The organism is Neobacillus drentensis (genome assembly GCF_036966985.1).
GTDB classification, from domain to species: Bacteria; Bacillota; Bacilli; order Bacillales; family Cytobacillaceae; genus Neobacillus; species Neobacillus drentensis_E.
In genome coordinates this window covers 1-9,062 of sequence record NZ_JBALSN010000585.1, presented here as the reverse complement: position 1 = coordinate 9,062, position 9,062 = coordinate 1, and the positions used below count along the sequence as shown (strand labels likewise).

General features: G+C 40.0%; 9 protein-coding genes. All 9 read right to left on the bottom strand.

Going from position 1 to position 9,062, the window contains the following annotated elements; all coding sequences use genetic code 11:
• Nucleotides 1–972: leucyl aminopeptidase (locus V7659_RS28470; protein ID WP_335543420.1), on the bottom strand; the 972-nt coding region annotated here is incomplete at its 3' end.
• 15 nt (nt 973–987) lie between these two features.
• The gene (locus V7659_RS28465; protein WP_335543419.1) at nt 988–1,809 is read right to left on the bottom strand and encodes an alpha/beta fold hydrolase; all 822 of its coding nucleotides are present in this window, start codon (nt 1,807–1,809) and stop codon (nt 988–990) included.
• A gap of 88 nt (nt 1,810–1,897) precedes the next feature.
• The gene (locus V7659_RS28460) at nt 1,898–3,400 is read right to left on the bottom strand and encodes a 4-hydroxyphenylacetate 3-hydroxylase N-terminal domain-containing protein (RefSeq protein WP_335543418.1); all 1,503 of its coding nucleotides are present in this window, start codon (nt 3,398–3,400) and stop codon (nt 1,898–1,900) included.
• 195 nt (nt 3,401–3,595) lie between these two features.
• The gene (locus V7659_RS28455) at nt 3,596–4,471 is read right to left on the bottom strand and encodes an FAD synthetase family protein (protein ID WP_335543421.1); all 876 of its coding nucleotides are present in this window, start codon (nt 4,469–4,471) and stop codon (nt 3,596–3,598) included.
• A gap of 106 nt (nt 4,472–4,577) precedes the next feature.
• Nucleotides 4,578–5,249, bottom strand: coding sequence for an isochorismatase family protein (locus V7659_RS28450; RefSeq protein ID WP_335543417.1), 672 nt, complete (start codon nt 5,247–5,249; stop codon nt 4,578–4,580).
• Nucleotides 5,250–5,316: 67 nt separating this feature from the next.
• Complete coding sequence (locus tag V7659_RS28445) at nt 5,317–5,805, bottom strand: flavin reductase family protein (protein WP_180230200.1); 489 nt, start codon at nt 5,803–5,805, stop codon at nt 5,317–5,319.
• Nucleotides 5,798–6,592: a maleate cis-trans isomerase family protein gene (locus V7659_RS28440; RefSeq protein ID WP_335543416.1), complete on the bottom strand. Its 795-nt coding sequence runs from the start codon at nt 6,590–6,592 to the stop codon at nt 5,798–5,800. Before V7659_RS28440 ends, V7659_RS28445 begins: the two co-directional genes overlap by 8 nt.
• Before the next feature lie 56 nt (nt 6,593–6,648).
• On the bottom strand, nt 6,649–8,154 hold the full coding sequence (locus tag V7659_RS28435; protein WP_144563580.1) for a 4-hydroxyphenylacetate 3-hydroxylase N-terminal domain-containing protein: 1,506 nt from the start codon (nt 8,152–8,154) through the stop codon (nt 6,649–6,651).
• Between the two features lie 231 nt (nt 8,155–8,385).
• The coding region (locus V7659_RS28430) for an isochorismatase family protein (protein WP_335543415.1) at nt 8,386–9,062 on the bottom strand (677 nt) is incomplete at its 5' end.

Sequence of the window (9,062 nt, the reverse complement as noted above, 5' to 3'; positions counted from 1 at the left end):
ACCGTCTAGATATAACGTACAATTTTTCATTGGTAAATCAAGATGGCATGGGGTATCGTTGTTCCCCCCTAATTCAGAGTTTGGCCCCAAGGAGAATAAGACATTTCCATAAAAGGCACGCCCATCCATGCCAAACACTTGATCATCGAAAGCGAGACTATGCCATTGTGCCCTTTCGTTAAGTCCCCAGCCAATGTGGGATATCGCGTAAGCTCGCGGGTCATTAAAACTTTCGATATAATCCCTCATCAGCATGGCGTCAAAACCGCCTTCAATGCCCGTAACAAATCCACCTTTTATCGTTAACTTTACTTGGTCTTGAAAATATCGGTTAAACGGGAAAAATATGTCCCCTTTATCCAAAACTACTACCCCGTCAACTCCGCAATCATTAGATGTGGCAGCAGAAAAACAACTTGGCAAGTGGTCCCATCTGCCTGGTTCATCAGCAAAACCGTATTCCGTAAGGATTGGATATTGACCTAGCTGATAGGTAACATCGCTGCCCGCCTTATTGGTGAATCTTAATTCTTTTGCATTCCTTAATAATTGGGTTGCATATAGCACTCTCTCTTTGTCGCTTTCCTTTGGAAACATTCTTTTAATTACATCGAAAGGTTCGACAACCAACAGAATTCTTACTCCTGCATCCTGCAGTTCCAATTGTTCTTTAGAAAAAAGGAGGAGAACTAAGTCAATAACAAGGTCGGCCTTCTTCAAGCATTCAACTGCAACTCGGTTATCGGTTAACGGTGTAATGCCAAACGAACCAGAAGCTCCTTGTTTAGCTGGCGGCAGTTTCAATTCAAAGGCGTTCGCCCCGATCTCGGAAGCTGCCGTCAGGAACGCTTTCGCATAATCTGCTCTAATCTCGCCCGAGGTTAATACCGCCATCGTTTCAGACTGCTTTAATTTACACAATTCAAGTTGTTTTTTAAACAGAGAAACCATTTCTTGAAATTCAACAGTCATTTATTAACACCTCGTTTATTTTTTTGTAATTCCTTCTATAAATGAAACAATATAATCAACTGTTTGTTCTGGTGCATCTTTATACACCATGTGGCTTACTCCTTTAACCCTTTCAACCTGCATCGAAGGGTTGATCGTTTTCAAAACCCGAAGTTCGTTTTCACGAATGGTATCTCCATGTTCTGCCGCTAATAGGAATGCAGGGACTGAAAGCATCTTAATATATACTTGAAAAGGCTCCAATAACAGAGATTGGTAGGATTCAATAATCGCTGGCAAACTACTATTTCGATATTCATCCGCTCTTTCAGCTATTTGTTCATCTGTAAATAAAGGAAAGAAGCTGCGGAATAATTCCATATCCCCTTGATCAACAGCCTCCTTTTGTTTTAAAAACATCGACAATGGATTAGGATAGATCTCTCTCTGTCCTGGTCCGTTAATAGGAGGATCGATTAATACGATTCCGGAAATGAGAGACGGATATTGGCTGCCAAATGCAGCCGCAATCCGGGCTCCCATCGAGTGGCCAACCAATACTGGACCAATGGGATTATCTGTTAAAGCGTTTACAATATTCAGTAAGTCCTCTGTATAATCTTTTAATAGATAGCCTTCCTTAGGACGGTCGGACAGCCCTCTGCCCCTGGCATCCATTGATAAGGAATAATAATTTTCAGGCATTAAATTTAGGACTTTTGCAAATGAAAGGCTGTAACTAGTAATTCCCGGCAAAAAAATGACGGGGGTACCAGCCTTATCTCCTTTAGTAATTAGGTGAATTTTTGCATTTAGACCGTTTACAAAAAGGTCCCCAAAAGAATGATTTTGCTTCATATTTATATCTCCTCTCAGGCGAACGAACCTAAATTTAAGCTCTATTCTTCAATCAAACGACTTCCATTTTCACTAGTGATTACGCTTCTTATGGAAGACCAATAGATTTACGTATTTGGTTCATAAAAGGTGTTCGGTCGTATTCATGGTATAGACGCTCACGAAGCAATGGAGCTGGGAGTGCATTGACGTTTTCAAAAAGTCCAACACGACCTGCATGAGAATCTGTGGTAATATCCCAAATAAAGTTCATCAATAAGTTTTTCTGCTTGGATGTTAAATCCCGTCCAACGAGAAGTTCCTCCAGTTTACCGCCAATAAATGGATGATCATAGTCTTTTTCAGAGAATCTCATAACCAATCCCTGTCCGCATAATTCCTGTAGATGATGGATAATCCGCGGATAGTGTGTAATACCATAAAGTCGCCCGGCGGTAAGCATATTGACATCTGGCCACATCACTTCATCTTCAGTTGGTTTAGCTAGTTCCTCTGAGGCCAATACATATGCTCTCAAGGTTTGAGCGTACTGAATCACTTCTGATACGATAGAACGTACACCTGGAATCTTCCCTGTTCCCAAAGCATCAACAATCAGCTGGGCAGCCCCGGCATACATTTCCGCTTTGGTTGCCAAACGAGAGAGAATATGCCAGTGCGCTCCTAATACAACCCCTCCATATAATTCATTAAGTTCTGGTACTCCATAGTTAAAAATTCTCCACTTTTCCACGAAAACGTTATCAAAAATCAAGAAGGAATCCATTTCTTCTCCTCGTGATTTAACCGGGTGATCATAGGTACTTGCCGCATCGGAAGAGACAGTTTCCCGACAGACAATGTGAATGCCTGGTGAATTTATCGGTACTGATAACCATAATGACTCTTCAGGTAACAAACCAGGACGCATCAGATTAGAGAGGATCATTTCATTTCCTTGGGACGAAATGGAACCTACCGCTTTCGCTCCGCTAATATAGATTCCTTCTTCTGTTTCCCTCACCACCCGGAGTAAAGCAGGAGTAGAATCGCCGCCTTTTATTTGGCTCCCCAATTCGACATCAAACAGGCGGGCACCAGCTGCCGCGGCTTTTGAACGGTCATTTTGAGGATCAACTAACACCTCAGGACCCATCAAGTTATTTTTTTGGGCATAGTCAATATAGTGGAGGACATTATCTGCATATTCAGGCCTTTTGCTGCGGAACTTTGAAAGATATGCCGCCATTCCCACAGGCACGAGAGGCGCCAAATCAAATGGGCGGCCAAACACCCCGAAGGTTTCCTGAGCAATATAATCCGTTAATTCTCTTCGGCTCTTCAAATCTTCTTTTGTTCTAGGAATCATCCAGGCTTTGGTCACTCGTTCCCCTATGTCTGACCTGATGTACGTAAGCTTATCCTGTGTTTCTGGGTTATGCTGGGCATCAAAGATGTTAGCCATAATATTTATACCACCGCTAGTGGCTGGGTGAGTGGTTACATCCTGAATCAGTTCGCCCTTATAATAAACGGTCCTGTCATCACGAAGACTCTCCTTATACATCTCGCCTGTTTTTAAATACTTTGAAACTACCGAAATATTTTCCATCCTTCTCCCCCTAAAAAATATTTACGAGAATCCTTGTCTATCACATTTTGAAGTTAACAAAGTTTAAACAGCTTATTAAATTAGCCTCAAGTTGCTAAACTTGTCGAATTTATCATAGATAAAGTCTAAGGTTAGTTTCAAAAAGTGTCAATATTCTAATAAATTCTCGCAATATAGTATAATGAAATGAACAATTTAACTTAGTATAGAATGACGCTGGTTAGCTATTTCTAATTCAATTTCCTTAGGAACTGCTGTAGACACAGACTGAAGAAACTCTACAGTAACCCTATCTTTAGAAATACAGTTAATCGCAGCCTGGTCTAAATTCATTTCAATAAATTGATTGGTAGGGAAAATAATTGCTTTAGTAAAGTATTTGTTAGTAGAATTTTTCAGATTGACCCAATACTCCCCTGCAGGCGGCAGAATGAGGGCCGCATCTGGCACAAATAGTCCTTTATAATCATTCAAACTCTTGACAATCCTGCCGCACAATTCGTGTTGTTTCCCCATAAGATCAGAAGCAAGCTTAAGATCACCATTATTTATCGCCTGGCGCACTCTAGTGCTGGAGATACGCTCATCAGCCAAATGCGTAAATTCGAAAATATCCGTCTCAAATCCCAATCTGGCACCTATTTGTTTTAAAGCTTCGGGGGTTCCTGAACCTTTATGGCCAAACCTAAAGTCTTTTCCAACGAAAAATTTTTTAGGGTTTAAACCCAATAGAACGCTGTCCACAAAATCATCGGAGCTAATGGTTGAAAAGGTATTATCAAAAGTATATTCAATGAGGATATCGACTCCAAGAGCAGCTATTCTCTCCGCTCTGGTGTACGGACTGGTAATAAGAGACGATGGTAATTCCGTGTTGTTAAAAAAGGTTTTCGGTAGAGGGTCAAATGTTATGACAATCGTGGGGTAGTTATTTTTTTTACCCTCCAATACAGTGCTTGAAATTAATTGCTGATGGCCTTTATGTACGCCATCAAAGGAGCCAATCGTTATATAAGAGCCATGTTTTAATTCTGCTAAATGCGAGTTGAATAGATTTTTATAATATTTCAGGATTTTCCCTCCTCACTATCTATTGTATTAGTTATAAGGGAATCCAACCTGGCCTTCTTTTTCATTAATCAAAAACGTTTAAGGCCTAAAGCGTTGATTGAAAAAATTATTCTTTTATTAAAGCTGTAAATGAACCCTTAGGATATTTAGCAGATATTGATGTTATGATTTCCTCGGTAGTTAATACATCGGCATATTTCTGGCGCATATCGATAAGACTTTGTTCATGGGATGCTAATGAACGATCCCCTACCGCATCCTCCACAACGATAGGTCTGTATCCGTATTGCAACGCATCAACAGCTGTAGCACGAACACAACCACATGTTGTACAACCTACAATTATCACAGTATCAACATTCTGTGCATTCAGACGTGCAATTAAATCGGTCCCAAAAAATGCTGATGCATATTTCTTAACAATTAAGCCGTCACCATAACGGAAATCTAATCTGGGATCCACATTCACTGCACTGGTACCTGCTTTTAAAGTCTTTAGTCCCTCCATCTTTTGGTACCATAATCCTGAATCAGCAAATGTATCATCATCATAAGAAATGGTAGTAAAGAATACTGGCAGATCCTTATTACGGATAATTTCCAAAAGTGCATTTACTTTATTTATTTGCGGGGTTAACTCGGAACCCATAGGCATACTAGGATCAGTAAAACCTTCAATCATATCAACAACGATCAAAGCTGGTTTCTTACCAAAACCCAATAATTTTCCAAAACCTCTTTCTTTATACAATTCCTCATCACCTTGCTGATGCACCACAACAACTCTCCCTCCATAACCCTCCAAGATTAGTAACATACCAATCTTGGAAAGTCATTCACTTGAATTAGTTCCTTACAGCTGTATTAAATTCTCCAAATTGTCTATTAAAATGAAGCAATGGTGATTTAGATTCACCTAATATCACATCTTCCACGAACCCAATAAAAATAGTATGATCACCAGCTGTCACTGTTTGTTCAACTCTGCAATGAACATTTGCTAGAGCATTTTTGACATCATAATTAAAACTGCCCTTACTTTCTGCAAACTCCTCAAAAAACTTTGGTGCACCTGCTTTTGCCCCAGATCTTGCTACGTCAATTTGATCCTCAGCAAGGACGCTGACACTGAAACGTTGGTTATTAATTATCGCTTGTGTACTAGCTGCTTGTGTAGCTAGGCTTATTAAAATTAAAGGTGGCTCCATTGAAATTGAACAGCACGCACTTACAGTTAAGCCCCAAGGCCGGCCCTCAATTTCAGTCATGACAATTGTTACTCCAGTAGCAAGCCGGCTCATCGACTCTCGAAATTTATTTTTTACTTCATCCATTATAATTCCCCTCCTCAATTGGAAGTTTAGAGATGATATCCCCTGATAGTAGCTTACCTGCATTTGGCACATACGGGTGCAGATCAAGAGTTTTAAGAATGTTGTATACGGTAGCAACAGCTGCTGAAAGCACTGGTTTTCCGATTTCATTCTCAACAAGCTGAATTGCTTCTAATGAAGGCATCTGAACACAAGCGGATAAGACAACCGCATCAGCTTGGCTAATATCTAATTTTTTAACAATCTCTAGCAAACGCATAGGGTCTTGACGTCCAACTTCCAAATTATCTGGGATTTCCAGACTAATCGAATCTGTTACTTGTATGCCGCTTGCCTCAATATAGTCAATCACCTGTTTCGTTAAAGGCTTCATATAAGGGGTAATAATAGCGACTTTTTGAGCTCCTAATGTTTTAATGCCATCTACCAGAGCACCAGCACTGCTAATAACCGGTGTAGCTGCTCCATTTTCTTTTGTTGCATTAAATAGGCGCTGTTCAGACTCCATATGATAACCGGGCCCCTGACACATAATAGCGACAAGGCATGCATACGCAAGAACATCACATCTGGCATCCGAAAGTTCGACAGCGCAGCGGTCACTTTCTACATCCATGGCTTTTAATTCTTCTTTTGTAACATGTTTCATTCGCATCCTACTTGAGTGAAAAGTAAACGACAAATTCGGATCAACTTGTTCTCTCCAACGAAGCATTGCTGGAATTTCCGTTTCCATCGTTGTATTGGAACTAGGAACAACTAATCCTATTCGGTAATTTGTTTTCATTTACACGCCTCCAAAATAGTTAGAACCTATTAAGCTATTGTTCTTATAAACTTCACCTACAAAGGAAGTCCGATCGACTTACGAATATGGTTCATAAACGGTGTTCGATCATATTCATGATACAAACGCTCACGAAGCAGCGGTGCCGGCAAAGCATTAACGTTTTCAAATAGAGCAACGCGGCCTGCGTGAGAATCTGTAGTAATATCCCAAATGAAGTTCATCAACAAGTTTTTCTGCTTCGAAGTTAAATCGCGTCCAACCAGTAGTTCCTCTAATTTGCCTCCAATAAAAGGATGTGCATAATCTTTTTCAGAGAATCTCATGACCAGTCCTTGTCCGCATAATTCCTGGAGATGATGGATTATTTGCGGATAATGCGTGATACCATAAAGGCGTCCAGCTGTAAGCATATTGACATCCGGCCACATAACGCCATCTTCAGTCATTTCAGCTAATTCTTCAGAGGCTAAAACGTAGGCTCTTAACGTTTGAGCATATTGAATCACTTCCGATACGATAGAACGAACTCCTGGAATTTTTCCTGTTCCAAGCGCATCTACGATTAGCTGAGCAGCACCGGCATACAATTCAGCTTTGGTAGCTAGACGGGATAACACGTGCCAGTGTACTCCTAATACAACGCCGCCGTACAATTCATTGAGTTCTGGGACACCATAATTGAATATTCTCCATTTTTCTACGAAAACGTTATCAAAAATTAAGAAGGAATCCATTTCTTCTCCGCGTGATTTAACCGGGTGATCATAAGAACTGATAGGATCTGAAGAGACCGATTCACGGCAGACAATGTGGATGCCTGGTGCATTGATAGGAACAGCTAACCAAAGAGATTCTTCCGGTAACAGCCCTGGACGCATAAGATTGGAGAGAATCATTTCGTTACCTTGGGAAGAAATCGAACCTACTGCTTTTGCACCGCTAATATAAATCCCCTCTTCAGTCTCTTTCACTACCCGGAGCAAAGCAGGTGTGGAGCTGCCTCCTTTTATTTGACTTCCTAATTCAACATCGAATAGGCGGGCACCCGCAGCAGCTGCTTTGGAACGGTCATTCTGAGGATCTACTAGTACTTCTGGACCCATCAAGTTATTTTTCTGAGCATAGTCGATATAGTGAAGAACATTTTCAGCATATTCTGGCCTTTTACTGCGGAATTTCGAAAGATGTGCGGCCATACCCACTGGAACAAGAGGAGCTAAATCGAATGGTCTGCCAAACACGCCAAAGGTTTCCCGAGCTACATAGTCAGTCAATTCTCTGCGGCTCTTAAGGTCTTCCTTCGTTCTGGGAATCATCCAAGCTTTACTGACTCGTTCACCTGACTCTTGATTGATATACGTTAGCTTATCCTGAGTTTCCGGGTTATGCTGAGCATCAAAGATCTTAGCCATAATATTGATACCGCCGCTAGTAGCTGGATGAATGGTCACATCTTGAATTTTTTCACCCTTATAGTATACTGTCCGGCCATCACGAAGACTTTCCTTGAACATTTCACCCGTTTTCAAAAACTTTGATACTACCTGAGTATTTTCCATTTGTACTCCTCCTAAAAATAATAGAAAATCATGAACACTGATAGTTTGAAGTTATCAAAGTTGTATTATTTCTCCAAAAGTTATCTCAATCTACCAAACTTACCAAAGCTTTCATGATTTTATTTTATCTTACAGCACTATAAGTGTCAATATTCAATTTTATTAAATTTTTCTAAAAATAAAAAACCATGATTACCAAAGGATAATCATGGTTTTATTCAAATGCGCTGCTCATGGTTTCATAGCATTAAGAACCTTATCCAGATTCATTACGTCTGCATACCTTGCGTTTAAATCTAATAATGTTGAGTTCTGTAAGGTTTGATTTCGATCTCCTACAGCCTCTTTAGGAATGATTACTCTATAACCTCTTTGAAGAGCATCTACTGCAGTTGCTCTTATACTCCCACTTGTAGTTGTCCCAGCTAATATTAATGTATCAATTTGTCTATCTTTCAAGAAATCATCTACTTGATCATCGTACAAAGAAGATATATATACAGTCGGGTTAATCAAATCATATGGATAGTCAGATAAATCTGGATGAATATTGACCCATGTGCTTTCGCGGTCTAAAATTTGAAGCGAGGGAAATTTTTCACACCATAATCTAGAAACCTTATTTTTAGTTTCATAAATCGTTTTACTAAAGATTATTGGAATCTTATCGTTAAGAGCTTGTTCGATAAGTTGTTGGGTGGCAGTGATTTGATAATCCATTTTAATAGCTAATTGGGAATGCGGTTCAGTAAATGCTATGGTAAAATCCCGAATTAACAGAGCAGGTTTTGTACCAAATCCAATTTGTCCGGAAAACCCCTGATTAGAGAAAAGCTGTTGAACCTCATCAAGAATATATCGCCTTTGACCGCCAGGGGTATAAATAACCTTTAAGCCATATTCTTCAA

Excerpts from the sequence above, each read along its gene's own strand:
- V7659_RS28440 (WP_335543416.1), bottom strand. The coding sequence starts at position 6,592 with ATGAAAACAAATTACCGAATAGGATTAGTTGTTCCTAGTTCCAATACA.
- V7659_RS28445 (WP_180230200.1), bottom strand. The coding sequence starts at position 5,805 with ATGGATGAAGTAAAAAATAAATTTCGAGAGTCGATGAGCCGGCTTGCT.
- V7659_RS28460 (WP_335543418.1), bottom strand. The coding sequence starts at position 3,400 with ATGGAAAATATTTCGGTAGTTTCAAAGTATTTAAAAACAGGCGAGATG.
- V7659_RS28465 (WP_335543419.1), bottom strand. The coding sequence starts at position 1,809 with ATGAAGCAAAATCATTCTTTTGGGGACCTTTTTGTAAACGGTCTAAAT.
- V7659_RS28435 (WP_144563580.1), bottom strand. The coding sequence starts at position 8,154 with ATGGAAAATACTCAGGTAGTATCAAAGTTTTTGAAAACGGGTGAAATG.